The organism is Aeromonas sp. 600527 (assembly GCF_049175415.1).
Classification (GTDB): Bacteria; Pseudomonadota; Gammaproteobacteria; order Enterobacterales; family Aeromonadaceae; genus Aeromonas; species Aeromonas veronii_A.
Map to the genome: position 1 here is coordinate 56,186 of NZ_JAAKVA010000009.1, position 26,050 is coordinate 82,235.

A 26,050-nucleotide genomic window follows, 5' to 3' on the forward strand; every position below is an offset into this window, starting at 1 on the left:
AAGCGGCGACAGGTGATCTGTGCAAGGAATATTCATTGAAATGCCACACCCACTCCTTATACTGGTTGCACCTGTTTCCAGCCGTGGATTTGACACTATGGAATACAATACTTCTGAACTGTGCGACATCTATCAGGACATGGTGGATGTGCTTGAACCCATGCTCTGCTCCTTCGGCGGCCGCGCCTCTTTCGGCGGCGTCATCACCACCGTCAAATGCTTCGAATCGAATGGTCTTATCCGTGAACTCGTCAAAGAGAACGGGCTGGGACGCGTCTTGCTGATCGATGGCGGTGGCTCCATGCGCCGAGCTCTGATCGACAGCGACATCGCCACCACGGCGGCCGAGAACGATTGGGAAGGGATTGTCTGCTACGGCTGCGTCCGCGAAGTCGATATTCTGGAAGATCTGGATATCGGTATTCAGGCACTGGCAGCCATTCCGGTCGGTGCCGACAGCAAGGATGTAGGGGAGACCGATCTGCCGGTCAACTTCGGTGGCGTGACCTTCCTGCCTGACGACCACCTCTACGCCGATACCACAGGGGTGATCCTCTCCCCCGAGGCACTCGATATCGAGTAAGCCACAGACAGCGTGACGACGGGAGCCTTGGCTCCCGTTTTTTATGCCTGCAACTTGCTGAAAAATGACAAAAAAAGAGGGCCAGATAAACTGGCCCTTAACTGGAAGCAATGTGAGCAATGTCGTGCCTTCACAAGAAGTCCATCACGTTGGAACGAATGAAGTCTTTCCCGGAAAACAAGTTAACAATAATCATTCTCATTTAACTAGGCAAGCGCTATTTGCAGAAAGTGCAAAAAAATTGACCACCGCGAAGGGTGGTCAATCTGGTCAGGCTTGCCGGGTGGCCGTTTGCAGGCTGGATAATCCGGCCTCGCCCACCAGCTTGCGGCTGAGGTAGCGCAACAAGACACCGTAGAGCGGCACGAACAAACCAAGGCTTATCAGCAACTTGAATACGTAATCGACGGTTGCGATCTCGACCCAGTGCTCTGCCATGAAAGGATCTGTGGTGCGCCAGAAGGCCACACTGAAGAAAGCGATGGTATCGACCAGATTACCGAATAGGGTGGAGGCCGCAGGTGCAATCCACCACTGCTTGAGCAGACGCAGGCGGTTGAACACCACCACATCCATGAACTGCCCTACCAGATAGGCCATAAAGCTGGCCAGCGCGATACGCGCTACGAACAGGTTGAACTCGGCCAGATGACCAACGCCCTGGAAGCTCCCTTCGAAGAAGAGCACGGAGAGCGCATAGGAGACCGCTAGCGCTGGCAGCATCACGGTCTGGATAATCTTGCGTGCCAAACCGGCACCGAAGATCCGCACTGTCAGGTCGGTCGCCAGGAAGATAAACGGGAAGCTGAACGCACCCCAGGTGGTATGGAAGCCAAACACGGTGATCGGCAGCTGCACCAGATAGTTGCTGCTGGCAATGATCAGGATGTGGAACAACGACAGGCGAACGAGCGCCGTTTGGTACTGCGCAGGGGTCAAATTCATCTTGTGACCTTTTTGGTTAATGGGGTTAGGGAACCCATATCGCCACCATTGGCGATAATCGAGGGGCGAGATTATACGCCCCCAAACCGATAGTTCAATCTTTATGCGATTACGCTTGTCCAGGTTGGCCAGCGGCAGAGCAGGCCTTGCAGGCGATAGTCACACCTTGTGCTGTCTGGCGAGCCAGAGCAGCGCCTCCCGATCCGCCGGGCGCACCGCCTCCAGCCAGCAGCCGCTGTAGTGTTCGTACTCCAACCGAAACTGGCTCCCTTCAAACACCAGCAACCAGCTATGGCGGTCGGCCCCCGCATCCTGCTCGAGCGGCTGCAGCTCCCACTCTCGCAGCAAGGCCTGCGCCAACAGCGGGAACGTGTCCCAGTCGAGTGCCGGACAATCCAGCGTCACTACGCCAGCTTCGCTATCTACCTGTTTGATTTGCCAACTCATTCCCTGTCTCTCAGCTACTGCAGGAGAGCTCACCACCGCAATACCATGCCGGAGTCGGGGTGGCGAGATCCTCATATTCGGGTTGTTCATCAAAGGGACGCTGCAAGGCGGCGAACAGCCGCTCGAACGGCTGCATATCCCCTGCGTCGGCGGCGTCTATCACCTGCTGGGCCAGCGCATTGCGCAGCACATACTTGGGATTGATGGCATCCATCTGCACCTTGCGCACGGCATCCTCGCTGCCTTCGCGCATTAGCCGCGCCCGATAGCGCTCCAGCCACGCCTGCCAAACACCTGGTCCAGACAACAGGGCCAGCAGAGACGCAGGCCACGCCCCCTCTTGCGTCACCTCACCGAGACGGCGCAGGAACAGGTGGTAATCCACCTTGTGGGCCGCCAGCAATCGGAACAACTCGCGGAACAGCGCCGGGTCATCCTCCTCCCACACTGCCAGTCCGAGCTTGGCCCGCATCAGCTCGGAGTAGTGCAGCATCAGCTGCTGCTCGTACTGGGCCAACGCAGCAGCCAGCGCATCACCGTCTACATGGCCAGCCAGCGCCTGCGCCAGTTTTTGCAGATTCCAGTAACCGACCGCAGGCTGCTGATCCAGCGCGTAGCGGCCCGCCGGATCCGAGTGGTTGCAGACAAAGTCCGGCACGTAGGCATCGATAAAGCCGTAGGGGCCGTAATCCAGCGTCAGGCCGAGCAGCGACATGTTGTCGGTATTCATTACCCCGTGACAGAAGCCCGCCGCCTGCCATTTGGCAATCAGCCGCGCGGTGCGGCGCACCACTTCGGCAAACAGTTCGGCACCACTCTCCAGTTCGGGGAAGTGGTGGCGCAGCAGATAATCGATAACCAGCGGGATCTTCTCCCCCTGCCCGCTCCAGGCGAAATACTCGATATGACCGAATCGCACGTGGCTGGGGGCGGTGCGCAGCACGGTCGCCCCCGTCTCCACCTGTTCGCGATAAACGGGCTCCTGACTCCCCACTAATACCAGCGCACGGGTGGTCGGGATGCCGAGAGCATGGAGCGCCTCGGAGGCGAGATATTCGCGGATGCTGGAGCGCAGCACGGCGCGGCCGTCACCAAAACGGGAAAACGGCGTCTTTCCTGCCCCCTTCAGGTGCAGATCCCAGCGCTGCCCATCCGGCGCCAGCTGCTCACCCAGCAGCAGCGCGCGACCATCTCCAAGCCGGGGGCTATAACCCCCGAACTGATGGCCCGCATAGACCTGCGCTACCGGCTGCATGCCTGGCAGCACTTTTCCCTCGCCACAACAGGCGATCCAGTCAGCCTTGCTGACGCCTCCCAGCCCCAACTCATCCAGCAAAGCCCGGTTGAGATGAAGCAACCGGGGCTGCTGCAGCGGCTGGGGGACCACGGGTTCACAGGCCCAGGGCAACTCGGTCGCAAAAGTGTTGATCAGCTTCATGGTTGTGCCATTCGTCCCTGCGTATGCTCGTGTCACTCTTTATACTGCCGTCAGCCATGCTTGTGCTCACTGGCAACCATCATTTTTCAATTCAAGGAGAAGAAGATGCAAAAATGGGTATATGCCCTGCCCTTGCTGGCACTGGCGTGGGGTCATCAGGCCAAGGCTGCCGATATTGAAGCCGGCAAAGCCAAAGCGGCGGTCTGTGCCGCCTGTCACGGCGTGGAAGGCAAGGCGATGATCCCCAACTATCCCCATCTGGCGGGTCAGAATGCCGCCTATCTGGTGAAACAGTTGAAAGCGTTCAAGGATGGCACTCGCAAAGAGCCCTTGATGGACCCCTTCATGGCGCCGCTGACCGATGCGGATATCGACAATCTGGCCGCCTTCTACGCCAGCCTGAAATAACCTCGCGTCTAACCCTTGGTTCTTCCGAGCCGCGCTTACCGTGGTCGATTAGGCAGCCTAATCGACCCTACCGCCGGCAGTAGTCGATGATCAGATCCATAAAAGCTTCGCCAAAGCGCTCCAGCTTGCGGTGCCCGACACCGTTGATGGCCAGCATCTCGTCTTCAGTCATCGGCATCAGTTGAGCCATCTCAACCAGGGTCGCATCGTTGAACACCACGTAGGGCGGCACCTCTTCGTCCTCGGCAATCTGCTTGCGCAGGCCTCGCAGCTCCTTGAACAACCGTTTGTCGTAGTTGGCGTTATCGAGCAGGCCGTTGCGCTTCTCCTTGCGGCTGGAGATAGGCTGCAGGCGGGGCACCGCCAGCTCCAGCTTCACATCACCACGCAGCACAGGGCGGGCCGCTTCGGTCAGCTGCAACACCAGATTGCGAGTGATGTTCTGGGTCAGCAGCCCCTTGTGGATCAGCTGGCGGATCACGCTCATCCAGTATTCATGGCTCTGATCCTTGCCGATGCCGTAGGTCGAGAGCTTGTCATGGCCGTGATCCTTGATGCGCTGGTTGAGGGAACCGCGCAGCACCTCCACCACATAGCCCACCCCGAAGTTCTGCCCCACCCGCCAAACGCAGGAGAGTGCTTTCTGGGCATCTTCGGTGCCGTCATAGCTCTTGGGCGGATCGAGACAGATATCGCAGTTGCCGCACGGCTTGTCGTTGTACTCGCCGAAGTAGTTGAGCAGCACCTGACGGCGGCAGGTCTGCGCCTCAGCAAAGGCCGCCATCACGTTGAGCTTGTACTGCTCCACCTGCAACTGCTGGGGATTCTCGATGTTGTCGAGCAGGCGGCGCACCCGACCGATGTCGGCAGGATCGTAGAGCAGCAGCGCCTCTGCGGGGGTACCATCGCGCCCGGCGCGACCGGTCTCCTGATAGTAGGATTCGATGTTCTTCGGAATGTCGTAGTGCACCACGAAGCGCACATTGGGCTTGTCGATGCCCATACCGAACGCCACCGTCGCCACCACTATCTCGATGTCATCCTTGAGGAAAGCATCCTGCGTCTGCTGGCGCTGCTCAAGCGGCAGCCCCGCATGATAGGGCGCCGCCTTGCAGCCGTGGCGGGATAGCCGCTCGGCCACCTCCTCCACCCGGTTGCGGCTGGAGCAGTAGACGATGCCGCAGTTGCCCTTCTGGCTCTGCACGTAGCGCAGCAGCTGCTCAGCCGCCTTGAACTTCTCCACCAGGCTGTAGCGGATATTGGGACGATCGAAGCTGGCGGTGTGGATGAAGGGATCGTTCAGCTCTAGGCGGTGCAGCATGTCGCTGCGGGTCGCCTCGTCGGCGGTGGCCGTAAGCGCTACCACCGGCACCTGCGGGAACCACTGCTTGAGTCGCCCCAGCGCCGCATACTCAGGCCGGAAATCGTGGCCCCACTGGGAGACACAGTGCGCCTCGTCGATGGCGAACAGCCCGAGCGGCAGCTCGGCCAGCCGATCCATAAACTCGTGCTGCAACAGTCGTTCGGGGGAGACATAGACCAGCTTGATCTCACCGCGACGCATGGCGGCGAAGTTCTGGATCATCTCCTCCCGACTCAGGGCCGAGTTGATATAGACCGCCGCTACGCCGTTGGCGCGCAGGCTGTCGACCTGATCCTTCATCAGCGAAATAAGGGGAGAGACCACCACCCCGAGCCCTGGCCGCAGCAGTGCCGGGATCTGGTAGCAGAGCGACTTGCCGCCACCGGTGGGTTTGAGCACCAGCGCATCGCGCCCCGCGACGATCTGCTCGATGATTTCGAGCTGACCCGGCCGAAACTGCTGATAGCCGAAGACCGCCTGCAGCAGGGCAAGCGGACTCTCTGGCTGAGGATCTGGCAGGGTTTCGGCAATCGCGGTCATGGGCTCTCCTTTGGGGTCGCCATTCTAAAGCAGCCGCCGCCCACAATAAACCTGCCATTGCGACTGTTAAGGAACTGTTGCAGACTGGCTGGAGTTTTTACTCGGCTTTGATGACAAGGATTGGGATCAGAGAATGAAACAGATGCTCAAGAAGATGGCGCTCAGTGGCATTGCCAACCTGTTTGCCGAGAAGATGCCGTTCAACAAGCTGATCGGCATGCAGGTGACCCACTACGACTTCGACAAGGTGGAGTTGCGCATCAAGATGGACGACAAGCTGATCGGCAACCCCTTCCACAACATCCTGCACGGCGGCGTCACCGCCACGCTGCTGGATGTGGCGGGCGGCATGATAGTCGCCGCATCCTGCATCGACGAGCTGGAGGAGTTCTCCCCCAGCTATCTCAAGGAGCGCTTCGCCCGCCTCGGCACCATAGATCTGCGGGTGGATTACCTGCGCCCAGGGCGCGGCAACGAGTTTATCGCCACCGCCCACATCATCCGGGCTGGCAGCAAGGTGGCCGTCGCCCGGATGGAGCTGCACAACGAAGAGGGCACCCACATCGCCTTCGGCACCGGTACCTATCTGGTGGGTTGAACCAAGTTAGTGCATAAAAACCACGCGGCTAATCCACTTTTAATCATTAGATTCCTTACCCCCTCTGGCCGAACAAGGTCCATACTGATAGTCGGGATTGTGTGCAGAGGGAGGATTGCAGGCGATGAGTGCGAAACTGGCCATCAAACCATCCAGAGCCTTGTTGACACAGCTCGAGTCCATGCTCGACGAGGTGCAGACACCCGAGTGTCGCCACTGGTTGGAACAGGAGCTTGAGGGGTATTCTCTCTCCTCACCCCTGCCTTGGTATCGCATCGTTCCCTGTCGGCAACGCGGTCACTTTCTGGATCTGAAAACGGGAAAATATTTGACCTGTCATATCAACAGTCAAACGCTATGCCAACGCGATCTGGCCCAAATTCAGTTCATTTATGCCCGTGAACCCGCCGCCCACTATTTGCTGCAACGCAATTCCGGTATTGAACCCTGGCCAGAACAGCTGCTGGAAGATTATCAGGAGCAGTTGATCCCCGGCCATCTATGCCTGCAAGCCTGGCATGAGCCCGTTATTTCATTACGTGCACAACTGATGGAGGGAATAGAACATTTCATTAGTGAGTACCCCAAGCACGCGGCCTTGCTGCCTCAACACAGTTTCAAGGCTTTGCGGCATCAGCACTGGCATATCTGAGTAAGCGCCTGGCGCGCAAGGAGGGCACCATAGACAAGACCCATAGCGAGATTGCCACAATCTAGAGTGCCGGAGTCAGGATCAGACTCCACCGATGGGCCACCGAGCGGTGGCCCTTTTAATGTCTGTGGGCTTGCTTCGACCCTGCATACATCAAGTCAGATCACTTGGCCAGGTAACAGGTCAGCAGCTAATGAAAAACCGAGTAACTGGAAGGAAAATGCAAAAAGGCCGCTCTATTGAGCGGCCTTTTCAAATTTGGTCGGTGTGAGAGGATTCGAACCTCCGACCCCTTCGTCCCGAACGAAGTGCGCTACCAAGCTGCGCTACACACCGATGTCTGCGGGACGGGAATTTACCGAAAGCCCAGACCTGACACAAGCCTTTTTTGCATTTTGCAGGAAAAAAAGTGCTGTTCGCTCAACTATTCAGCACTCTTTTCACCCGTTTACCGGACTGCAGCCAGCTGGTGACATTCCGGCAACCGGCCGTCAGGCCAGGCGCAGGGATGCCGGCCCCAGCAGACGGCGCTGCCAGTCAGCCACAGTGCCATGCTCCAGCCAGTCGGCTGCATGCTGGCGCCAGTTGGGGGAGAGGGCCGGATTCTCCAGCAACATCAGCAGATCAGCTTCATTGCGCACCTGATTGAACAGGATATCAGCCGTACGCTTCACCGTCAGCTCTGGGTAAGGCCTGTCCACCAACTCCATGGCCGACTCCGGCGACACCATCCCCTCCTCCAGCACCCGCAGCAGCCAGCCACAACGGCCATTCAGTTGCATCACCTGGGACATCTGGCCATAGCCAAAGCGCTGGTTGAGCTTGAAGCAGGGGGATCTTGGCTGACTTATCTGGATCAGCGCCTCGTCGAGTCGATAGACATCGCCAATGCAGGCTTGCGCCTCGGTCAGCCCGATACCGGAGAGGTTCTCGCCAAAGGCGGCAGGTTGCCAGGGTGTACGTGGCGCAGGCAAGCCCAGTGCGGTTTGCCAGGTCTGCCACCAGAGATAGTGATCGGCAGGATAGTAGTGGAGCGCCCGATCCGGGCCACCGTGGTGGCGCAGGTCACACTGCTCATCCCCTTCCAGACCCGCAAAGGTACAGCGAACTGGTGCAGAGATCGGTTGCTTGTGAATGGCGCTGGTGAGGCCGGGCACCAGCTCGGTGCCACGACCGCTAAAAAGGGAGATCCGCATACTCATCCTCCAGGTTGACGAGAGTAGGCGGATCTTATCATGGCGTCAGACGACGGCCTGCATCTGGGTGGTCATGGCGATCTCGGCACGACGGCGCTTCTCCGCCCTGGCCATCAGATACCAGCTGCCGAAGGTAAAGAGCGATACCGACAACAGGATCAGGCTGGCCACCGCGTTTATCTCGGGTTTCACCCCTAGCCGCACCGCCGAGAAGACCTCCATCGGCAAGGTGGTCGAGCCCGGGCCGGAGACGAAGCTCGCCAGCACCAGATCATCCAGCGACAGGGCGAACGACATCATGCCGCCTGCCGCCAGCGAGGGGGCGATCATCGGGATAGTGATCAGGAAGAACACCTTCCACGGCTTGGCGCCAAGATCCATCGCCGCCTCCTCGATGGAGAGATCCAGCTCCCGCAACCGCGCCGACACCACGATCGCCACGTAGGCGGTACAGAAGGTGGTGTGGGCGATCCAGATGGTCAGCATGCCCCGCTCGGCGGGCCAGCCCACCAGCTGGGCCATCGCCACGAACAGCAGCAGCAGCGACAGACCGGTAATCACCTCGGGCATCACCAGCGGCGCCGTCACCATGCCGCCGAACAGGGTGCGACCACGGAAGTGGGGAATTCGGGTCAGCACGAAGGCTGCCACCGTCCCCAGCGCCACCGCGGCGATCGCGGTGTAGAAGGCGATCTCCAGCGAACGGAACACAGACCCGATCAGCTGCTTGTTGTCGAGCAGGCCGAAGTACCACTTGAGTGACCAACCGCCCCACACCGTCACCAGCTTGGAGGCGTTGAAGGAGTAGACCACCATGATGATCATGGGCAGGTAGATAAACAGCAGCCCCAGCCAGAGCATCAGTTTGGCAAAACCGAAACGCTTCATCATGCCTTGCCCTCCAGCTCTTTGGCCTGGTTACGGTTGAAGAGGATGATCGGAATAATCAGCACCGCCAGCATCACTACCGCCAGCGCAGAGGCAACCGGCCAGTCGCGGTTGTTGAAGAACTCCTGCCACAACACCTTGCCGATCATCAGGGTCTCCGGGCCGCCCAGCATTTCCGGAATAACGAACTCCCCTACCACCGGAATGAACACCAGCATGCAGCCGGCGATAATGCCGTTTTTGGAGAGCGGCACCGTAATCTGCCAGAAACGGGTCAGGTTGCGGGCCCCCAGGTCGGAAGCAGCCTCCAGCAGGCTCTGGTCATGCTTGACCAGATTGGCGTAGAGCGGCAGTACCATGAAGGGCAGGTAGGAGTAAACGATGCCGATATAGACCGCCAGGTTGGTGTTGAGGATCTGCAGCGGTTCGTCGATCACCCCGATCCCCAGCAAGACGCTGTTGAGCAGGCCGTTGTTGCTGAGGATCCCCATCCACGCATAGACCCGGATCAGAATGGCGGTCCAGGTCGGCATCATGATCAGCAGCAGCAGAACGGTCTGGGTCTCCTTGTTGGCCCGAGCGATGGAGTAGGCCATCGGATAGCCAATCAGCAGGCAGAGCAAAGTGCTGACGAAGGCCATCTTGAGGGAGCCCAGATAGGCCGCGATATAGAGCTCATCCTCCTGCAGCAGCAGGTAGTTGCCCATATTGAGCAGGATGGTGAGCTGACTGTCGGCCCAGCTCACCACATCGGTGTAAGGCGGGATCGCCACATCCGCTTCCGCAAAACTGATCTTCACCACGATGACGAAGGGCAGCAGGAAGAAGAGGAACAGCCAGAAGAAGGGGATGCCGATCACCAGTCGGCGCCCCCCAACCCGCTTCAGTCGTTGCAAGAACTTCATGATTGCAGCACCACGCCGCTGTCATCTTCCCAGTAGAGGAACACCTGGTCATCCCAGGTTGGCCGCTTGCCGTGGCGTTCGGCATTGGCGATGAAAGCCTGAACGATTTTGCCCGAGGGCAGCTGAATGTGATAAACCGAGTGACCGCCCAGATAAGCGATGTCATAGACCTCACCCTTGGTCCAGTTGAAGTCCGGGTGCTCGATCTCCTCCGGCTTTTGCAGACTCATCAGCAGTTTTTCCGGCCGCAGGGCGTAGGTCACCTTCTTGTTTTCGGCGCGGGAGCTGATGCCGTGGCCCACATAGATGGGCTGCTCCAGATCGGCGCAGGCGATGGTGGCGTGGTCCTGCTCATCCTCCACCAGCAGGCCGTCAAACAGGTTGACGTTGCCGATGAACTCGCACACCAGCCGACTGGCCGGGGTCTCATAGATATCCATCGGGCTGCCGATCTGCTCGATGCAGCCGAGGTGCATGATGGCGATCCGCTCCGCCATGGTCATGGCCTCTTCCTGATCGTGAGTCACCATGACGCAGGTAACCCCGACCCGCTCGATGATCTCCACCAGCTCCAGTTGCATCTTGGAACGCAGCTTCTTGTCGAGCGCCCCCATGGGTTCATCCAGCAGCAGCAACTTGGGACGCTTGGCTAGCGAGCGAGCCAACGCCACCCGCTGGCGCTGGCCACCGGAGAGCTGATGCGGTTTGCGGCGGGCATACTGGGTCATCTGCACCAGCTTGAGCATCTCCTCCACGCGGGCATCGATCTCGGCCTTGGGCAGGCCATCCTGCTTGAGGCCAAAGGCGATGTTCTGGGCCACCGTCATATGGGGGAACAGGGCGTAGGACTGGAACATCATGTTGATGGGGCGTTCATAGGGGGGCATGTCGGTGATGTCGACCCCGTCGAGGAACAGCCGCCCCTCGGTCGGGCGCTCGAAACCGGCCAACATCCGCAGCAGGGTCGATTTGCCGGAACCGGACCCACCGAGCAGGGCGAAAATCTCCCCCTTGTGAATATTGAGAGATACGTTATCGACCGCCAGCGTTTCGTCGAACTGCTTGCTTACCCGATCAATTTTCACCAGCACTTCTTTGCGCTGCTGACTGCCCTCGAGGGCTTTCTTGTAGGCACTGGAGGCTATCGCCATTACCAAACTCCCCAACGTGATACCGGCCTTGCGGCCGATCCATAAAAGCGATTTGGCGCCCCCGAACGGGCACCAAGGTTAGGTACCGGACTTGATCTTGGTCCAACTCCGGGTGATTAGACGCTGCACCGAGCGGGGATGTGCTTCCTGCACATAGAGTCGCTCCAGCACGGCTTGAGGGGGATAAACCTCCTCATTGTTGCGCACCGCCTCATCCATAAACTCGCCCGCCCTTGAGTTGGGATTCGCGTAGCCCACATAGTCGCTGACCTTGGCGATCACTTCGGGCTGCAGGACGTAGTTGATGAGAGCGTGCGCCTCTTTGACATTGGTGGCATCGGACGGGATCGCCATCATGTCGAACCAGAGATTGCCCCCCTCTTTCGGAATGCTGTAGGCAATTTTCACCCCCTTGCCAGCTTCATCGGCGCGGGCAGCGGCTTGCAGGATGTCGCCGGAAAAACCGGCCGCCACGCAGATGTCGCCATTGGCGAGATCGCCGATGTATTTGGAGGAGTGGAAGTAGGCCACATAGGGCCGCACCTTGAGCAGCAGCGCCTCGGCCTGCTTGATATCCCCCGTCGCATGACTGTTGGGATCGAGCCCGAGGTAGTTGAGGGCAGCAGGGATCATCTCGTCGGCAGAGTCGAGGAAGGCGACGCCGCAGCGAGAGAGTTTCGCCATATTTTCCGGTTCGAAGATGGTGGCCCAGGAGTCAATCTTGTCGACTCCCAGCACCGCCTTGATTTTGTCGACGTTGTAGCCGATGCCGTTGGTCCCCCACAGATAGGGCACCGCGTACTGATGACCCGGATCCACCTTGTCGAGCTGCTTGAGCAGCACGGGATCCAGGTTGGCCAGATTGGGCAGCAGGGATTTATCCAGTTTCTGGAAGGCTCCCGCCTTGATCTGCTTGGCCAGAAAATTATTGGAGGGCACCACCAAATCGTAACCGGTCCGCCCCGTCAGCAACTTGCCTTCCAGGGTCTCGTTGGAGTCAAACACGTCATAGACGGTCTTGATCCCGGTCGCCTGCTGGAAATCGCTGAGGGTAGTCTCGCCGATATAGTCAGACCAGTTGTAGAAGTGCAGCACAGGGGCAGCCTGGGCCACATTCGCCAATCCCATGGTCAGCGCTATGGTTAGCAATCTGGTTGTATTCACGGTGTCAGTTCTCCTGTTTCAGTGGTTGACCGTCTGCGCATCCATTCGCGCGGCCCATCCGGATGGATGGCATCACTACCCTCCCGGCCGAACTGCGGACCGGGAGGGGCATTCGTTACTTACTTGCCAGACTTGATCTTGGTCCAGCTGCGGGTCATCACACGCTGCACCTTGGCCGGCAGATCCGGGAAGGTGTAGATCTTCTGCAGGGTTGCCGCATCGGGGTAGATACCCGGATCGGTGCGGATCGCCTCATCCACCAGCGGGGTCGCCGCCTTGTTGCCGTTCGGGAACTGCACCACGTTGGTGATATTGGCGATCACCTCGGGCTTCATCAGGTAGTTGATGAAGGTGTGGGCCGCCTCGACGTTCTTGGCATCCGCCGGAATGGCGATCATGTCAAAGAAGCTGCCCGCCCCCTCTTTCGGAATGGTGTAGGTGAGCGCGACGCCATTCTTGGCCTCGGCTGCCCGCGCCTTGGACTGCTGCAAGTCACCGGAGTAACCGACCGCGACGCAGAGGTTGCCGTTGGCCAGATCCGAGATGTACTTGGAGGAGTGGAAATAGGCGGTATAGGGACGGATGGAGAGGAACAACTCCTCAGCCTTCTTCAGGTCGGCCGGTTTCTGGCTATCCGGTTTGAAGCCCAGATATTGCAGGGCAGCCGGCAGCATTTCGGTCGGTGAATCGAGGAAGGAGACGCCACACTCTTTCAACTTGGCCATGTTCTCCGGCTTGAACACCAGATCCCAGGAGTTGACCGGGGCATCGGCCCCCAGCACGGCTTTCACCTTCTCGGCGTTGTAGGCATAGCCGATGGTGCCCCACAGATAGGGGATGGAGTACTGGTTGCCCGGATCACTCGGCTCGAGCGCCTTGAGCAGGTCGACATCCATATTTTGCCAGTTGGAGAGCTTGGACTTGTCCAGTTTCTGGAACACGCCCGCCTTGATCTGCTTGGCCAGGAAGGGGTTGGATGGCACCACGATGTCGTAGCCCGAACTACCCGCCAGCAACTTGGCTTCCAGTACCTCGTTACTGTCGAACACGTCATAGACCACCTTGATCCCCGTCTCCTTCTGGAAGTTATCCAGGGTATCCGGCGCTATGTAGTCGCTCCAGTTGTAGACGTGCAGCACCTTCTCTTCAGCCATTGCTCCGGCACTTGCCATGACCAGAGCCACAGAGGCAGCGATCACTCCTGTTTTGAAAGACATCATCCTTGTCTCCTAAGCAAATTGTATGCGCATGCCAACCTGCCCGACCCACCTCAACCCTTCAGCTTTGCGGCTGTCAGATCCAGACTGCGCCTGGCCAGATCGACCAATTCATCAACCTGTTCCTCGGTGATGACCAAGGGGGGCGATATGATCATGGTATCGCCTACCGCCCTCATCACCAAGCCATTGTTAAAGCAGAACTCCCGGCAAGTCATCCCCGCATTTGCCTGAGCAGGGAAACGCCGGTTGGTCTGCTTGTCCTCAACGATTTCCAGCGCGGCGACCAATCCTTTGCCTCGGGTTTCTCCCACCAGAGGATGATCGGCCAGCTCCGCCCAGCGGCGCTGCAAATAGGGGCCGATAGTATCATGCACTCGCTTAACTATGCTCTCTTTCTGCATAAGCTGGATATTGGCCACCGCAACGGCGCAAGAGACCGGGTGACCCGAATAGGTGAAGCCGTGGTTGAACTCGCCCCCCTCCTCCACCAGTACCTTGGCGACCCGGTCGCTTACCATGACGGCACCAAGTGGCAGATAGCCAGAGGTGATCCCCTTGGCCAGACACATCAGGTCCGGCTTGATGCCAAACCCTTCGCTGGCAAACCAGTGGCCGGTGCGGCCAAAGCCGCAGATCACCTCGTCAGCGATCAGCAGAATGCCGTAGTGATCGCAGATACGCTGGATCTCCGGCCAGTAGCTGTCAGGCGGAATGATGACGCCGCCCGCCCCCTGGATCGGCTCGCCGATAAAGGCAGCCACCTTGTCCACCCCCAGCTCCAGAATCTTCTGCTCCAGCTGACGGGCCCGCTCCAGCCCGAACTCGTGGGCACTCATCCCCTGCCCCTCACCGAAGTGGTAGGGCTGATCGATGTGCACTATGCCGGGAATGGGCAGGCCGCCCTGGGCATGCATCCCCTTCATGCCACCCAGACTCGCCCCCGCCACGGTGGAGCCGTGATAGGCGTTGTGGCGGCTGATGATCACCTGTTTGTCAGGCTGACCCTTGCTGGCCCAGTAGTGGCGCACCATCCGCAGCACGGTATCGTTGCACTCGGAGCCGGAGCCGGTGAAGAAGACGTGGTTGAGATGGGCTGGCGTCACCTCGGCCAGCAGGGTCGCCAGCTCGATCACCGGCGGGTGAGCGGTCTGGAAGAAGAGGTTGTAGTAGGGCAACTGCTGCATCTGGCGGGTAGCGGCATCCACCAGCTCCTGGCGGCCATAGCCCATATTGACGCACCACAGGCCCGCCATGCCGTCGAGAATGCGTTTGCCCTCGGAGTCTTCCAGATAGACACCGCTGGCTTTGGTAATGATGCGCGAGCCCTTCTTGTTCAGGGCCTGAAAGTCGGTAAAGGGGTGCAGGTGGTGGCTGGCATCCAGTTGCTGCCACTCACGGGTGGTATGCTGCATTTGTTGCTCCTCGGTTCCTTCGATTTGGCAGGATTTTTATCAATTAGTGGGGAATGTCCGACATGCTCACAGCCACTCTCGGGCGGTCTGCGGCAAGGCTTGCTCCCCGGTTTCTTCTACTAAAGCGAAAAATGGTCGTCCCCTTCAACCGGGACGGCGACCACCACTTGCACCCGCAAGCGGTCGCGGGCAGGGCATCCCCATCCCGTCTCACCGGTTGTACAGGCTGGGGAGGCAGCTAGCCTCCCCGGGTCGGACGATGCGTGGCTGGCACGCATCCGGGTCAGACGTTCAGCAGCAGGAACTCACGCTCCCAGCGGCTGATCACCCCGAAGTAGGTCTCGTACTCCTTGCGCTTGACCGCGACAAAGGCGCGGGTGAAGCGCTCCCCCAGCATCTCCTTGATGGGCTCGCACTGTTCGAGATGGCTGAGCGCCTCTTCGAGTGAACGGGGCAGACTGTAGGGCAGATCGTAGGCGCTGGATTTCATCTCCTGCATGGGCTCCAGCTTCTCCATCATGCCGAGGTAGCCACACGCCAGGGTGGCGGCCAGAGCAAGATAAGGGTTGGCATCGGCACCGGCGAAGCGGTTCTCCACCCTGCGGGCACTCGGGTCGGAGAAGGGGACCCGCAGACCACAGGTGCGGTTCTCGACACCCCACTGGACGTTGCGTGGCGCACTCTCGCCGAAGGTGAGGCGGCGATAGGAGTTGACGTTGGGTGCCAGCAGGGCGGTCACCGCCGGTGTGTACTTCTGCAGACCAGCGATGAAATGCATGAAGAGTTCGGAGTTGCCGCCATCCGGGGTACCAAACAGGTTGCGGCCATTCATATCTTCCAGACTCTGGTGGATGTGCATGGCGGAGCCTGGCTCGTTGCTCATCGGTTTGGCCATAAAGGTGGCATAAATACCGTGGCGATGAGCCGCCTCACGCATGGTGCGCTTGAACAGGAACACCTGATCCGCCAGATCGATGGCATCTCCGTGCAGGAAGTTGATCTCCATCTGGGCAGCACCCGACTCGTGGATCAGCGTGTCCACCTCCAGCTCCTGCGCTTCACAGTAGTCATACATGTCCTCGAAGATGGGGTCGAATTCGTTGACCGCATCGATACTGAACGACTGGCGGGCGGTCTCAGGGCGGCCGTTGCGACCGACCGGCGGCATCAGCGGATAGTCTGGGTCTTCGTTGCGGGTAACCAGATAAAACTCCAACTCGGGAGCCACCACCGGCTTCCAGCCCTGCGCCTCGTAAAATGACAGAACCCGACGCAGCACGGAGCGCGGCGCGATGTCGATCAGCTTGCCGTTGACGTCGTAACAGTCGTGGATAACCTGAGCGGTTGGCTCCAGCGCCCAGGGGACAAAACGAATGGTGTTGGGGTCGGGATAGAGCTGCATGTCCCGCTCCAGCGGATCGATCATGCTGTCGTCATCCGGATATTCGCCGGTCACAGTCTGGGTGAAGATCACCTCGGGCAGACGCATGCCCCCTTCTCGCAAAAACTTGTTGGCTGGGATGATCTTGCCCCGGGCGTTACCGGTGAAATCAGGGAAGAGGCACTCCACTTCCGTGATGCGATTGCTCTCCATCCAGCCCTTGATACTGTCCATGTTAAACCCCGACTCTACGGTTGCCATTGGCAAGGGTGTCTAATATATGGAACACCCTTGTTATCAAATTGTAATCAGCACCACCATGAAAGCCCGCTATCAGGGGTAATGTCAAGCTATGGTGTTTAAAAAACTATAAATAACGGCGCATATAATGACCAAGTCGGCACCAAATACTAAACACTCGACGTGCCAATCAACCCTCTGCAAGGCCAATGCCAATAACGGATAAAAAAGGGGCGAATCTCCTTCTGACGGGGCCATTTTTTTGCAAGGACGCACAATCCTTATCCTATTTGCTTTGCTTGGCTGCATTTTTTTGGTACAAGGCCCGCCCTGATTTGCACTCTCTTGCATGGAAACGGTGCAAATCAGACGAGAAGGGCTTGGTCTGTAGGCAGACAGCCCCCATAAACAGGGATAATTGGGTTAGTAAACTGACTGGTAGTAAATCGTATGTGTGATTTCATGACTGAAGACCAACTGGCCTTTTACAAGGGGCAGATCGAGCAGCAGATCGCCGAGCTCGAAGAGCGCCTGAATTCCCAGGCCAGCCAGGCCATCGCCACCGACACCAACGAGATGGCCGATGAAATTGACCGTGCCAGTATCGAGGAAGCCCGCCGTCTGGAGCTGAACCGCATCGAGCACGACAAGCTGCACCTGCGCAAGCTGAGAGGTGCATTGAAGCGAATGAACGATGGAGATTTCGGTTACTGTGAATCTTGCGGTGACGAGATCTCTCTCAAGCGGCTGCAAGCTCGTCCCGAGTCCCGTTTCTGCGTCGAATGCCAGAGCACCAAGGAATTTAACGATACCCACGTGTTCCGCCGCGTCGCCTGATTCTTCGAAGAACTGTCGCCATTCTGGTGCAACAGACGCCACCAAGGCAGGGCCTGCGCTCAAACCTTGCACAACGCCTCGCAGCAAGATGGTGACAAGTTCTGTTAGACTCCGGACACCTTCCGGAATCTACAGGAGAATAGAGAGTGAAATGGCTCATCAAACTGTGTTTGTGCCTGCCACTGCTGGCACAAGCACAGGTTCTGACGGTCAAGGTTCCCAGCCGTCCAGTCAACAATCTTGATCAGGAGTACCAGCTCAAACTGCTGGAACTGGCGCTGACCCGCTCCGGACAACCCTTTCGCATCCAGCCTGTCGAACTCGACCTCAACCAGTTCACCCTCCAGCAACAGCTGAGCAAGGGCAAGACCATCAACGTCTTCTGGATGGGCACCTCCAGCGCACTCGAATCCTCCCTGATTGCCATCCCCATTCCGCTGTTTCGCGGGCTGGAAGGATTGCGGCTGTCCTTCATCCACGCCGATGCTCAGGAGAAATTCAACCAAATCAATACCCTGGCTGACCTGAAAAAAATGAAAGCGGCGCAAGGGGTCGGCTGGGCCGACAACAAGGTGCTCGAAAATGCCGGCATCCCGACCTACTCCGGTCGCTACAGCAATCTGTTTCGCCTCATCAACGACGGCGACAAGCTGGACTTTTTCCCGCGCGCCATGGTGGAGATCTTCGCGGAGCGCAGCGAGCTGGTGGCGCAGTATCCCAACCTCGCCATCGAGCAGCACCTGCTGATCCGCTACCCCTTCGCCCAGTTCTTCTTCGTCAGCCCCGAATACCCCAAGCTGGCCAAAGCGATTCAGACCGGGCTGGAGCGGGCCTATGCCGATGGTAGCTTTATGAAGTTCTTCCATGAAAACCCCAAGATCCGTGAAGCGCTTGCCAGCGCCAACCTCGATCAACGGGTCACCATCGCCCTGCCCAATCCGGACATGACCCCGTTGCTAAAATCCATTCCGGCCCAATATTGGGATTATCCACCGCAGGGATAAGCATCCCGAGCGCCTGACCATGAGGGTCGGGCTGCGTGAGCACAGTACGCCAGGGAGTTGCCATGAAGGGAATCCGGGAGTGGTTTGAGGAGTACGGCCAGAGCTATCGCCATCCGGTCAACGTCGCCATCCACAAGCTGGCGGTACCGGGCATCTATCTCTGCTCGCTGGCACTGCTCTGGTGTCTGCCACACGGCCCCTTGCCAGAGCCCCTCAACTGGGCGGCAGTGGCAGCCATTCCGGTGTTGCTGTTCTATCTGCAGCTGTCGTTTTCGCTGTTCGCGGGGATGACCGGGCTGACCGCGCTGGGACTGTGGCTCTGCCACCAGTGGCAGGGGCCGCTGCTGTGGCCCGCAGTGGCAGGGTTCGTGCTGCTCTGGATAGCCCAGTTTGTCGGCCACAAGATCGAGGGCAAGCGCCCCTCCTTCCTCGCCGACCTGCAATTTCTGCTGATCGGCCCCGCCTGGGTGCTTGCCAGCCTCTATCGTCACGTGCGCCTTCCCTACTGAGGAGGACCAACAGGAGAGACCATGACACATCGCCACACGAGCAATAACACCCTTCGCCGCGCCCTGCCCCTGCTGCTGGGAGCCCTGTTTGCCGGCCCGGCGCTGGCCGACAAGGCCGACCCGGTCGGTGAAGTGAGCACTGCCTTCAAGCTGTTTGGCCCGAACCACAAGATCCTGGTCGAGGCGTTCGACGACCCGCGCATTAACGGCGTCGCCTGCTATCTGGCTCGCCCCAAAACCGGTGGCGTCAAGGGCGGGCTGGGACTGGCGGAAGATCCCTCCCACGCCTCCCTGTCGTGCCACCAGATCGGCCCCATCACCCTGCCCGAGAAGCTGAAGGCAGGGGAAGAGGTGTTCGATGTCAGCACCTCGCTGGTGTTCAAGGAGCAGAAAGTGGTGCGTTTTTACGACAAGAAACGCAATGCGCTGGTTTACCTGACCTACAGCACCAAACTGGTGGATGGTTCGTACAAGAGTGCAGTCAGCGCCGTTCCCATCATGCCGTGGGGACAATAACCAGTCGGTTTGTCCGGTGATGGCCGACCCATTTTGTTGTAATTTGACGACACACATACTACGGAGCACATACCATGAAAGTCGCCGTATTCAGCACCAAGAGCTATGACAAAGAGCATTTCAACCAGGCCAACAGCCAGTACGGTTTCGACCTAGAGTTTTTCGATGTGCGGCTGGAGGCCAAAACGGCCCGACTGGCTCACGGCTTCCCGGTGGTGTGTCTGTTCGTCAATGACGACGCCGATCGCGAGGTATTGACTGAACTGGCTGCCAACGGCACCCGGGTGATCGCCCTGCGCTGCGCCGGTTACAACAACGTGGATCTGGCCGCCGCCAAAGAGCTGGGGCTGAAAGTAGTGCGGGTGCCTGCCTACTCCCCCGAGGCGACCGCCGAGCACGCCATCGGCATGATGATGTGCCTCAACCGCCGCATCCATAAGGCTTATCAGCGCACCCGCGATGCCAACTTCTCGCTGGAAGGGCTGGTCGGCTTCAACATGCATGGCAAGACGGTCGGTGTTATCGGTACTGGCAAGATCGGTCTGGCCGCCCTGCGCATCCTAAAGGGCTTCGGGGTTCGCCTGCTAGTGAACGACCCGTACCAGAATCCGGCAGCCATCGAGCTGGGGGCCGAGTACGTGGATCTCGACACCCTGTTCCGCCAATCCGACATCATCAGCCTGCACTGCCCGCTGTTCAAAGAGAACTACCACCTGCTGAACAAGGAGGCGTTCGCCAAGATGAAGGACGGGGTGATGATCATCAACACCAGTCGTGGTGGCCTGCTCGACTCCAACGCCGCCATCGAGGCGCTCAAGACCTCCCGCATCGGCGCGCTGGGGCTAGACGTCTACGAAGAGGAAGAGGATCTCTTCTTCTCCGATAAGTCCAACGAAGTGATCACCGATGACGTGTTCCGCCGTCTGTCCGCCTGCCACAACGTGCTGTTCACCGGCCATCAGGCATTCCTGACCCGCGAGGCACTGCACGCCATCGCCGATACCACCCTCAGCAATATCCGCGCCATCGAGAGCCAGGGCCGCTGCGACAACGAAGTGGAGTAATCCTCTCGCCCCCGTAGCCATGAACAACAGAGGGAGCCATTCCCTCTGTTTTCCGCACCGACATACTCCCCCCTGTGTATTTTCCCCTGCTCCCTCAATATCCCGGGTGCCGGGTTGTGAGACCCGGCGCCTTCGGGTAGGCTAGCCCCCCTTTTTTATTCAGGAGTCTGGCGCCCATGTTTATCGGATTTGATTACGGCACCTCCAACTGTGCCGTGGCCGTGATGGAACAAGGTAGCCCCAGGCTGCTGAATCTTGGCGCATCCCGCTATCTCCCCTCCACCCTGCATGCCCCCCACCGGGATGCTATCGCCGGTCTGTTGGCCGAAGGGCTGGCCCCCGCCCAGCAGGCGGAGTACCTCAAGCTGCGTGGCCCCGTGGTCACCCGTGCCCAGATGGTTCGCCGCCAGATGCGCGAAGAGGGACTGATCGACGAGCTGAGCTTTGGCGGTGCCGCGCTGGAGCGCTATCTGGAAGAGCCGGACGACGGCTACTACATCAAATCGCCGAAATCCTTCCTCGGCGCTTATGGCCTCAAGGCCCCCCAGATCGCCCTGTTTGAAGATATCGTCTGCGCCATGATGCTCCACGTTCGCCAGCAGGCGGAGCAACAGCTCGGCGCCCCTATCCGCCAGGCGGTGATCGGCCGTCCGGTCAACTTCCAGGGTCTGGCGGGGGAAGAGAGCAACCAGCAAGCTATCGCCATCCTGACCGAGGCGGCCCGTCTGGCCGGTTTCGAGCAAGTGGAGTTCCTCTATGAACCGGTGGCCGCCGGGTTTGAATTCGAGGCGCGCCTCACCGAAGACGCCGTGGTACTGGTGGTGGATATCGGCGGCGGTACCACCGACTGCTCCATGCTACGGATGGGCCCCAGCTACCGCGATCAGCTGGATCGCAGCGGCGATCTGCTCGGCCACAGCGGCCAGCGGATCGGCGGCAACGACTTCGATATCCGCCTGACGGTGGAGGGGATGATGCCGCTGCTCGGCATGCACGAAACCCTCAAGACCGGCAAGCCGCTGCCCCACCCGCTGTTCTGGGATGCGGCAGCCATCAACGACGTCAGCGCCCAGAGCCGTTTCTACAGCCTCGACACCGCCCGCCAGCTGCAGGATCTGCAGCTCGACAGCCAACCCGGCAGCAAGCTGGGGCGTCTGGCCAACCTGCGGGCCCACAAGCTGAGCCACCAGCTGGTGTGGCGTGCCGAGCAGGGCAAGATCGCCCTCTCGGAGCAGGAACTCAATCGCCAGTCGCTGGCCGAGCTGGAAAAAGGGCTGGAAGCGGAGCTGACCCGCGAACAGCTGGCCAACGCCTCGGCCCTGCTGCTGGAGAAGATTGGCGAGCTGATGGACGAAGCGATTGCCGCCGCCGGTGTGCAGCCGGATCGCATCTTCGTCACCGGCGGTAGTGCCCGCTCGCCGCTGATCGCCAGCTTTATCCGCCAGAAGCTGCCGACCATCCCGCTTGAGGGTGGCGATGACTTCGGCTCGGTGGCCGCGGGGCTTGCCCGTTATGCCGAGCGGTTGTTTGCCAACTGAGCCCTGAGATAGCGTAAATCGATGGCAACATAACCAAGGTGTTGCCATTAAGCGACAGTCGTGCGGGACAAGGGGCGACAGAAGCGGTCGGTCGCTCCCTCTCCCGCCCTGCTCCCGACTGCCCAAAAAGGGTATTCTTGACGCTCCCCCAACCGGAGCCCCCCTCATGCCCAGATTGCCCTTTTTGTTGCTGATCCCCCTGTTACTACTCGCTGGCTGCAGCTCGACCGCCTTTGTTCAGCAAGATCTGCAACACCACCACTGGGTTCTGAGCAAACTGGATGGCGAACCGATCGAGGCCCCCCGCGATAATCCCCCCGATTTCGAGATCGGCGAACACTTCACCGTCAACGGCATCGCTGGCTGCAACCGCTATTTCGGTCAGGGCCATCTGGAAGATGACAAGCTGTGGGTCACCAGTCTGGGCAGTACTGAAATGGCCTGTATGCCGCCGCTGGACACCATAGAACAGGCCGTACTGACCACCCTTACCGAGGGGGCGACCTTGAGCGGCACCAGCCAGAGCCTGATCCTGCAAGGCAAAAAGCACCGTTTGGAATACACCTTGCGCGACTGGGTGTTCTAACGCTCACAAAGCCGCATCACAAACAGGAACATGTTGTCCGGCTGTGGCACAATATGAGGCAGAGTTCGCAATGGAGGCTGCCTCAGCCATGTCGATGGATCGCCTGTTTGACAAGATCAAACAACTTCCCACTATTCCCAAGCTGCTGCACGAGTTGATGCAGAGCTTCAACGACGAAAATGCCCGCATCGACGAGATTGCGGCCAAGATCGCCATGGATCAGGTGATCAGCGTCAAGGTGCTGCGGATGGCCAACTCGGCTGCCCTGCGCCGGGGCAACGAAGTGACCTCCATCGAACAGGCGGTGATCCGGCTCGGCTTCAACCGGCTTCGCTCCGTGGTGGTCGCCTCCGGCATCATCGGCACCTTCAAGGCCCCGCCCAGCTTCGACAAGAACAAGTTCTGGACCGAGACCTTCCAGGTCGCCACCATAGCCCGAACCCTGGCCCAAGAGGCCAAGGTGCTCGACCCCGAGACCGCCTTCACCTGCGCGTTGATCCACAACATCGGCGAGCTGCTTATCCAGAGCACATTGCCGGAAGAGGCCGAGCTCATCAACATGGCGATCCAGAACGGTAGCAGCCGGGTCGAGGCCCAGCGCGAGATGCTGGGCTATGACTATGCCCAGCTTGGTGCCGAGCTGGCGCGGCGCTGGAACCTCTCCGAGGCCTTCGTCGATGCCATCTCCCAGCAGCTTGACCCGCTCTCCCACGATCCGGTCAGCAAGGAGGCGGTGCTGATCCGTCTGGCGGTCTTTATCTCCTTCGCTTGGAACGCGGGCGTGCCTGCCCAGGCCATCATCGCCCGCTTCCCGAAACCGCTCGCCGACCAGTTGGGACTGGATCCCAAGTCGCTGGCAGGCCAGCTCGAAACACTGCATGAACAGGGTAATGCCCTTGCCGATCTTCTGACTCAATAAGCATCATGACCCATCCGTTTCTGTTTCATCCCCAGGTGGCGCCCTGGTTCAAAGAGAGCGCCGACGCACTGCGATTGACCCTCTTTAGCGAGCTGGATTCGCCAATCCGCGAGGTGTGGCTGCGCCACGAGCCGGATAACGAGGAGTACCTGATCCCGATGACGGCGATCTCGACTCGCGACCGGCTACAGGTGTGGCAAGGGACACTGCCGCTCAGCAAAGGACAGGATATCCACCTCTACAGCTTCAAGTGCCTCACCGACGAGGAGCAGTGGTGGCTGCACGGGGCGGGTGTCAGCGCGTCCATGCCGCCACGGGAGCAGCATTTTCGCTTCAACAGCCTGCACCAGCCACCGGCCTGGGTGCAGGATCAGGTGTTCTACCAGATCTTTCCCGACCGCTTCTGCAACGGTGATCCGTCCCTCAGCGTCAAGCATCACGAGTACGAGTACCGTGGCAAGGCTGTGATCAGCAAGGCGTGGGGCGAGCCGGTCAGCCGTCACGAAGAGGGCCACAGCGCCTGCGAATTCTATGGTGGGGATCTGGCGGGGATCGATGCCAAGCTGCACTACCTGCAATCCCTCGGGGTGACGGCGCTCTACCTCAACCCCATCTTCGATTCACCGAGCAACCACAAGTACGACACCCAGAACTACTTCAAGGTGGATGCCCATCTCGGCAGCAACGAACAGTTCGCCGAGCTGACCCGCAATCTGCACCAGCGCGGCATGAAGATCATTCTCGATGCGGTGGTCAACCACACCTCAACCGAACACCCCTGGTTCTGTCCGCCGCTGGGGGCCAACAGCAACCCGGACTCCCCGTGGCGCAGCTTCTACACCTTTGACAAACAAGGGGATTACGTCAGCTGGAAGGGCATTCGCAGCCTGCCCAAGCTCGACTTCTCCTGCGAGAAGGTACAGGACGCCGTCTATCGGGCTGACGACGCCATCCTCCGTTACTGGATGCGCGCCCCCTACCAGATCGATGGCTGGCGTTTCGACGTCATCCACATGCTGGGTGAGCGCGGCACCGCCGAGGGCAACAGCGGCCACGTGCGCGCCATTCGCGGCGCGGTGAAGCAGGAGAACCCGGACGCCTACGTGCTGGGCGAGCACTTCTTCGAGGCGAGCCAGTGGCTACAGGGGGATCAGGAGGACGGCGCCATGAACTACTACGGCTTCGCCCATCCGGTCCGCGCCTTCCTGGCCGGCAAAGATATCGCCTACCACCCCATCAAGATCAGCGCCGAAGAGCTGGATCGCTGGCTCAAGCTGGCGCGGGCCCATATCCCGTTCAAGAACCAGCTGGCCCAGTTCAACCTGCTGGACAGCCACGATACCGCCCGCTTCCTCCACCTGCTGGGTGAAGACAAGCAGCGGATGCAGCTGGCCGCCACCCTGCTGCTCACCTATATCGGTGTGCCCTCCATCTACTACGGCGATGAAGTAGGGCTCTCCGGCGGCAACGATCCGGACTGCCGCCGCTGCTTCCCGTGGGATACCACTGATTGGGATCACGTGCTGCACGACCACTATCGTCGGCTGATCCAGATCCGCCGCCAGCGCCCCTCCCTGCGCCGTGGCGATATCCAGACCCTCTACGCCGGGCCCCACAGCTATGTGTTCGCCCGTACCCTGCAAAGCGATCAGGTGGTGGTGGCCTGCAACCGTCACCCGAGCGAGCCGCGCACCATCAGCCTGCCCCTGTGGCAGACCGCGAGCCCGGCCAGCCGCTTCACAGACGCCTTCAACGGCGAAAAGTTCGAAGTAGTACAAGGCGAATTGCAGCTCACCATCCCGGCCAACTCGGCCCGGGTACTGATCTCCAGCTGAGCGAACAACTTACGCGCTGAAAAACAAAACCGGAGTCCAAGGCTCCGGTTTTTTATTCCGTTCAATCCACCATGGCGTTCGGCTCTTTGCCTGCCGACATCAGTAATTGATGCTGACGTAGGGTACTTCCGGCACCTGCCAGCGCTGCTTGAGGTAGACGGTGAGCACGAAGAAGAAGTTGGCCAGCAGGTTAGCGAAGCGATAGAGAATGGGATCGAAGGCCACCTCGCTCTCTTCCAGCCGCACCAGCAGCCGCACCACCTTCTTGCTGCCACAGCGGCAAAGATGGAGGGTTGGAATGGGCTGCGGCCCCTGTGGCAGCACAAAACCGGTGACGCTACCGCGACTTGCCTCGTTGTAGTGGTCGTAACGGGCCTTGAGCCACTCAAGATCTGCGTCGAAGATCCCCAGCTTGCCGCGTACCGAGCCGTTGAGGTTGTAGATAAGCCGCTGCAACGCCGCGAGATCCGCCATCACGGGCCGGGTATCCGCATCCGGCGCAAGGTGTGACAGCACGGCCCCAACCTGACAACAGAGCTCGTCGGTGGCGATTTCAAAATCACATTTGAGCGAGCTTTCAAAGATAAAGGGGTAGCAGAGCTCGCGCTTGTCTCTTGGCTTCTTGGGGTTCATGGGGCAACCGGATTGGAGAAAAGGCCAGTTTGCCAGCCCCGGGAAGGGCTGGCAAACGGCAGCTCATTACTTGCGTTA

The 26,050-nt window shown here is 59.6% G+C and carries 26 protein-coding genes and 1 tRNA gene; 13 read left to right on the forward strand and 14 right to left on the reverse strand.

Features of this window, described 5'->3' with window-relative positions; translation table 11 throughout:
- The first annotated feature begins 97 nt into the window (after positions 1-97).
- Entirely contained in the window at positions 98-583 is a 486-nt protein-coding gene (rraA, locus tag G5154_RS12730; protein WP_005340678.1) for a ribonuclease E activity regulator RraA, read from the forward strand.
- 270 nt (positions 584-853) lie between these two features.
- On the opposite strand, the gene G5154_RS12735 is transcribed toward rraA, so the two are convergent.
- The 3 genes from G5154_RS12735 to G5154_RS12745 all read right to left on the reverse strand — a co-directional run bounded on the left by G5154_RS12735 (position 854) and on the right by G5154_RS12745 (position 3,413).
- Entirely contained in the window at positions 854-1,528 is a 675-nt protein-coding gene (locus tag G5154_RS12735) for a 7-cyano-7-deazaguanine/7-aminomethyl-7-deazaguanine transporter (protein WP_005340680.1), read from the reverse strand.
- A 159-nt stretch (positions 1,529-1,687) separates the two neighbouring features.
- Positions 1,688-1,975, reverse strand: a complete 288-nt coding sequence (locus G5154_RS12740) for a DUF3630 family protein (protein WP_203119861.1) — start codon at positions 1,973-1,975, stop codon at positions 1,688-1,690.
- Positions 1,976-1,985: 10 nt separating this feature from the next.
- Positions 1,986-3,413 (reverse strand): protein adenylyltransferase SelO, encoded by a 1,428-nt coding sequence (locus tag G5154_RS12745; RefSeq protein ID WP_421251037.1) that lies wholly within the window; start codon positions 3,411-3,413, stop codon positions 1,986-1,988.
- 105 nt (positions 3,414-3,518) lie between these two features.
- Between G5154_RS12745 and G5154_RS12750 the strand changes: the two genes are divergently transcribed.
- Positions 3,519-3,821: a c-type cytochrome gene (locus G5154_RS12750; RefSeq protein ID WP_005340687.1), complete on the forward strand. Its 303-nt coding sequence runs from the start codon at positions 3,519-3,521 to the stop codon at positions 3,819-3,821.
- 67 nt (positions 3,822-3,888) lie between these two features.
- On the opposite strand, the gene recQ is transcribed toward G5154_RS12750, so the two are convergent.
- Positions 3,889-5,724, reverse strand: a complete 1,836-nt coding sequence (gene recQ, locus G5154_RS12755) for an ATP-dependent DNA helicase RecQ (RefSeq protein ID WP_005355462.1) — start codon at positions 5,722-5,724, stop codon at positions 3,889-3,891.
- 133 nt (positions 5,725-5,857) lie between these two features.
- Here recQ and G5154_RS12760 point away from each other — a divergent pair, with 133 nt between their 5' ends.
- Both G5154_RS12760 and G5154_RS12765 read left to right on the forward strand, forming a co-directional pair.
- Positions 5,858-6,322 carry a thioesterase family protein gene (locus G5154_RS12760; RefSeq protein ID WP_042054246.1) on the forward strand — a complete coding sequence of 155 codons (465 nt, stop codon included), beginning with the start codon at positions 5,858-5,860 and terminating at the stop codon, positions 6,320-6,322.
- 124 nt (positions 6,323-6,446) lie between these two features.
- The gene (locus tag G5154_RS12765) at positions 6,447-6,974 is read left to right on the forward strand and encodes a hypothetical protein (protein ID WP_005356927.1); all 528 of its coding nucleotides are present in this window, start codon (positions 6,447-6,449) and stop codon (positions 6,972-6,974) included.
- Positions 6,975-7,233: 259 nt separating this feature from the next.
- Here G5154_RS12765 and G5154_RS12770 read toward each other — a convergent pair.
- The 9 genes from G5154_RS12770 to G5154_RS12810 all read right to left on the reverse strand — a co-directional run bounded on the left by G5154_RS12770 (position 7,234) and on the right by G5154_RS12810 (position 16,525).
- A tRNA-Pro gene (locus tag G5154_RS12770) sits at positions 7,234-7,310 on the reverse strand.
- A gap of 155 nt (positions 7,311-7,465) precedes the next feature.
- A complete protein-coding gene (locus G5154_RS12775) occupies positions 7,466-8,170 on the reverse strand; it encodes an MOSC domain-containing protein (protein WP_421251036.1) in 705 nt (234 codons plus the stop codon).
- A gap of 45 nt (positions 8,171-8,215) precedes the next feature.
- The gene (locus G5154_RS12780) at positions 8,216-9,061 is read right to left on the reverse strand and encodes an ABC transporter permease subunit (RefSeq protein ID WP_374880156.1); all 846 of its coding nucleotides are present in this window, start codon (positions 9,059-9,061) and stop codon (positions 8,216-8,218) included.
- The gene (locus G5154_RS12785; RefSeq protein WP_421251035.1) at positions 9,058-9,963 is read right to left on the reverse strand and encodes an ABC transporter permease subunit; all 906 of its coding nucleotides are present in this window, start codon (positions 9,961-9,963) and stop codon (positions 9,058-9,060) included. The genes G5154_RS12780 and G5154_RS12785 overlap by 4 nt, the downstream gene beginning before the upstream one ends.
- Positions 9,960-11,114 carry a polyamine ABC transporter ATP-binding protein gene (potA, locus tag G5154_RS12790; protein WP_005340704.1) on the reverse strand — a complete coding sequence of 385 codons (1,155 nt, stop codon included), beginning with the start codon at positions 11,112-11,114 and terminating at the stop codon, positions 9,960-9,962. Before potA ends, G5154_RS12785 begins: the two co-directional genes overlap by 4 nt.
- Before the next feature lie 78 nt (positions 11,115-11,192).
- Positions 11,193-12,278, reverse strand: a complete 1,086-nt coding sequence (locus G5154_RS12795) for a polyamine ABC transporter substrate-binding protein (RefSeq protein WP_005355476.1) — start codon at positions 12,276-12,278, stop codon at positions 11,193-11,195.
- 119 nt (positions 12,279-12,397) lie between these two features.
- Positions 12,398-13,495 (reverse strand): extracellular solute-binding protein, encoded by a 1,098-nt coding sequence (locus G5154_RS12800; protein ID WP_346202364.1) that lies wholly within the window; start codon positions 13,493-13,495, stop codon positions 12,398-12,400.
- A 53-nt stretch (positions 13,496-13,548) separates the two neighbouring features.
- Positions 13,549-14,910, reverse strand: coding sequence for an aspartate aminotransferase family protein (locus tag G5154_RS12805; protein ID WP_421251034.1), 1,362 nt, complete (start codon positions 14,908-14,910; stop codon positions 13,549-13,551).
- Between the two features lie 283 nt (positions 14,911-15,193).
- Entirely contained in the window at positions 15,194-16,525 is a 1,332-nt protein-coding gene (locus G5154_RS12810) for a glutamine synthetase family protein (RefSeq protein ID WP_005342613.1), read from the reverse strand.
- A gap of 456 nt (positions 16,526-16,981) precedes the next feature.
- Between G5154_RS12810 and G5154_RS12815 the strand changes: the two genes are divergently transcribed.
- The 9 genes from G5154_RS12815 (at position 16,982) to malZ (ending at position 25,339) form a co-directional block, all read left to right on the forward strand.
- A complete protein-coding gene (locus G5154_RS12815; protein ID WP_005342611.1) occupies positions 16,982-17,368 on the forward strand; it encodes a TraR/DksA family transcriptional regulator in 387 nt (128 codons plus the stop codon).
- A 146-nt stretch (positions 17,369-17,514) separates the two neighbouring features.
- Positions 17,515-18,372: a hypothetical protein gene (locus tag G5154_RS12820; protein ID WP_421213191.1), complete on the forward strand. Its 858-nt coding sequence runs from the start codon at positions 17,515-17,517 to the stop codon at positions 18,370-18,372.
- A gap of 62 nt (positions 18,373-18,434) precedes the next feature.
- A complete protein-coding gene (locus G5154_RS12825) occupies positions 18,435-18,881 on the forward strand; it encodes a DUF962 domain-containing protein (RefSeq protein WP_421251033.1) in 447 nt (148 codons plus the stop codon).
- A gap of 21 nt (positions 18,882-18,902) precedes the next feature.
- Entirely contained in the window at positions 18,903-19,397 is a 495-nt protein-coding gene (locus G5154_RS12830; RefSeq protein ID WP_421251032.1) for a CreA family protein, read from the forward strand.
- 74 nt (positions 19,398-19,471) lie between these two features.
- Positions 19,472-20,461 carry a 2-hydroxyacid dehydrogenase gene (locus tag G5154_RS12835; protein WP_421251031.1) on the forward strand — a complete coding sequence of 330 codons (990 nt, stop codon included), beginning with the start codon at positions 19,472-19,474 and terminating at the stop codon, positions 20,459-20,461.
- A gap of 176 nt (positions 20,462-20,637) precedes the next feature.
- Positions 20,638-21,999 carry a molecular chaperone gene (gene yegD / locus G5154_RS12840; RefSeq protein WP_288729754.1) on the forward strand — a complete coding sequence of 454 codons (1,362 nt, stop codon included), beginning with the start codon at positions 20,638-20,640 and terminating at the stop codon, positions 21,997-21,999.
- A gap of 166 nt (positions 22,000-22,165) precedes the next feature.
- Entirely contained in the window at positions 22,166-22,585 is a 420-nt protein-coding gene (locus tag G5154_RS12845; protein WP_005342599.1) for an META domain-containing protein, read from the forward strand.
- A gap of 70 nt (positions 22,586-22,655) precedes the next feature.
- On the forward strand, positions 22,656-23,504 hold the full coding sequence (locus tag G5154_RS12850; protein ID WP_005342597.1) for an HDOD domain-containing protein: 849 nt from the start codon (positions 22,656-22,658) through the stop codon (positions 23,502-23,504).
- Between the two features lie 5 nt (positions 23,505-23,509).
- Positions 23,510-25,339, forward strand: coding sequence for a maltodextrin glucosidase (malZ, locus tag G5154_RS12855; RefSeq protein ID WP_421251030.1), 1,830 nt, complete (start codon positions 23,510-23,512; stop codon positions 25,337-25,339).
- Positions 25,340-25,438: 99 nt separating this feature from the next.
- Here malZ and G5154_RS12860 read toward each other — a convergent pair whose 3' ends face one another.
- Entirely contained in the window at positions 25,439-25,972 is a 534-nt protein-coding gene (locus tag G5154_RS12860; RefSeq protein ID WP_421244467.1) for an ATP--cob(I)alamin adenosyltransferase, read from the reverse strand.
- Positions 25,973-26,050: the final 78 nt, after the last annotated feature.